Here is a 2488-nt window from a genome sequence, read left to right on the forward strand (position 1 = left end):
TTGGTTCAGCTGCTGCTCAAAGTTCGCTTGCAGATTCGCGCCGTCCCCCTGTTGCCCTACGGGCATGCCGGTATTCTGCCGCGCGAAGCGTGGCGCAGACGGGTTCAACTGCCGAGGATTGAACTGAGAACCACGCATACCCTCTCCATCGAAATATTGATTGCTCGCAAGTCTGCGCAGACAGGCAAAGCCTCAGCGGCGAATGGATTGAGCTCGCACGCCAAACGACAAGCTATCGCAATCAGCTGTCGAGAAGCTGACCAGTCAGGAAAAACGCGCTGCCTTCGCAGGCCGTCGAGTGTCGAGGATGTGTGCTTCAGAACGAGGACGGGGCGTTTCGATGTCGCTGTGATCGGTCGGTGTTCGTTGCTGCTCCTGGATAAGTTCCTGGAGTTTGACGCAGTCGTGCCACCAGATGCTGTCGGCGAGATCGTTGAGGAAAAAATCCAGAGGGTGGAGGCAGGCTACGCTGTCTCGATTGGTCACCGACCTCATTCCAGATCAGCGGCGAAGGCTTGGATGTCACGGGCGAACTGCTCGGCCGCAGCGCGTTCCTGGCGGCACGCTCGGTTCAGGCTGTCGGAAAGGCGCCCGCAGCCGGTTTCGAAGTTCGCCGTTCAGTTCGGCCGTCCGGACCTGCATGAGCATGTGAGCGCCGTTAAGGGACCAGCGCATTTGCTGCTTCTTTACCATTCGCTTGCCGACGAGTGAGTTCATAGCTGACTCGGCGAGGGTCGAGGCGACCCGCGGGCCGGCTCGGTAACGCTTCCCATAGATCGCACCGCGGTTCGATCGGACATAGGTCAGCAGTTGGGAGCCAAGGCTATGAAGGCGTGCGATCGAGAACTCGGCTTCTCCCTGCGACTGCTTCAGTCTGGCGAGAAGCTTCTCCAGGTCGCGGATCGCGCGATCGACGCGTCCATGCCACAGCCGCCATTTCACGGCTCTGATGTCCCTGTCGATGGTTGGAAGCGCTTCAATGGGGCCGGACTGTGATCGCGCGATGTGATCGGCGATCTGCTGCATGGGCTGGATCTTCATGGCGATGTGGAACCAATCGATGATGCGGGTCGTCGGTTTCGGCATGGCGCGGGGCAGCCGCTTGAGGATTTCAGCACCGTCCGAGATTACTGTCACATCGCCAAAGCCGCGATATCCGACTTCCCGGAGGGAGTGGAGAACGCGATCGCGGATTGCACGCTGGGCGGTGCTCCCGGTGACGAAAGAGCGGCCACCGGGTTCGCCCCGTCCCCTACGCCCGCATCTGGCCACCACGAGCTCAAAGTTTGGCGTTGAATTGGGCTCGGCGCTGCGAACATGAGCGGTGTCGATGCTGACGACGAGCTCTTTGCGCCGATCACCGGGAAGCTGCATCTCGAGCTGGTGTCGGTCATCCGTTTGAGACCTCGCGCGCCATGTTTCCTGTGCAACCTGGTCGTCGAGCCGCTTGCCGATCCTGATGGTAAGGTTGCGCACGGTCGCATGCCTCTCGGTCGGTTCAATGGGCAGGAGCTCGGCCAGCACCTTCGCCGCCTGCCGGTATGGCATCATGCTTCCCAGCCGCGCCGTCAGCTCCATCAACTCCGGCGTGGCGCGATCGGGACAAATATCGTTCAGCGGCGGGAACGCAGCGATCATGCCCGGATGGCAATCCCGACACAGCATCCAGCGCGGATTGCGAACCTTCACCAAGCCGAAGACGGTTCGGATCCGGCGTGTCGTGTAGTCCTTCACCGGCCGCAACGTGTAGCAGTCCGGGCAGACCCGGCGAAAGAGAGAATAGGTCTCCGCCTCATGGCTCACGACCGCGCTCTGCAGAGCTGCCATGATCTTTTTGCCATCGTCTATGGACAGTCCGATGTCGCCGTCGAACAGGCGCTCCCAGCTCTTGTCGATGCGGACCTCCTTCCGGCAGCTGTCGCCAAATTCGTTCCTGCCCTCGATCGTGATCGTTTTGCCTCCGAGCAAAACGATGCTGATGGACGGCTCAAGCCTAACAACCCGTGTTCGACCCCAGAGAAATTACCGGTCTCGACAAGAGCGACAGATCATCCAGCACCGTCATGGCACCGAAATGCTTGCTCACATTCCTGATCTCGATATCGGCCGTCACGTCGGCGCTCCTCCTCGGCGCATGCACGACGATGCGCGTGAAGTCAGAGCTTCAGGCGGATCATCTGGTAGGAATAGGGTGGCAGCGGCAGGCTCAGCCTGCTGCCCGCCACCGAGGCGCCCCTCCCCTTCTTGGGACCGACATTGCCGGGATTGCCTGCCGAATTGACGGCTTTCAGATCCGCGTGCGCCATCAGCTGATGGTCGACGATGTCAGCAGCGCCGAAGCCGGTGATGTCGATGACGGTTTCGATTTCCTCGCTCGAATGGCGGTTGATGGCAAAGAAGGTGACATGTGCGGTTTCCGTGTCATGCACGCCGGTGATGTCGACACAGGAAACGTCGCCCGCCACGGTGGATTTGTAGGTGGGGCTTT

At 60.6% G+C, this 2488-nt stretch carries 3 protein-coding genes; all 3 read right to left on the reverse strand.

Annotation, left to right across the window (positions count from 1 at the left end):
- Nucleotides 1–264: 264 nt before the first annotated feature.
- A complete protein-coding gene (locus ACWGTO_RS33115; protein WP_454578902.1) occupies nucleotides 265–486 on the reverse strand; it encodes a hypothetical protein in 222 nt (73 codons plus the stop codon).
- Between the two features lie 36 nt (nucleotides 487–522).
- Nucleotides 523–1950 carry an ISKra4 family transposase gene (locus ACWGTO_RS33120; protein WP_454578904.1) on the reverse strand — a complete coding sequence of 476 codons (1428 nt, stop codon included), beginning with the start codon at nucleotides 1948–1950 and terminating at the stop codon, nucleotides 523–525.
- A 206-nt stretch (nucleotides 1951–2156) separates the two neighbouring features.
- Nucleotides 2157–2488 (reverse strand): alpha-L-arabinofuranosidase C-terminal domain-containing protein (locus tag ACWGTO_RS33125; protein WP_454578903.1); only part of this gene is annotated, 332 nt, incomplete at its 5' end.

The organism is Mesorhizobium sp. PL10 (assembly GCF_053714315.1).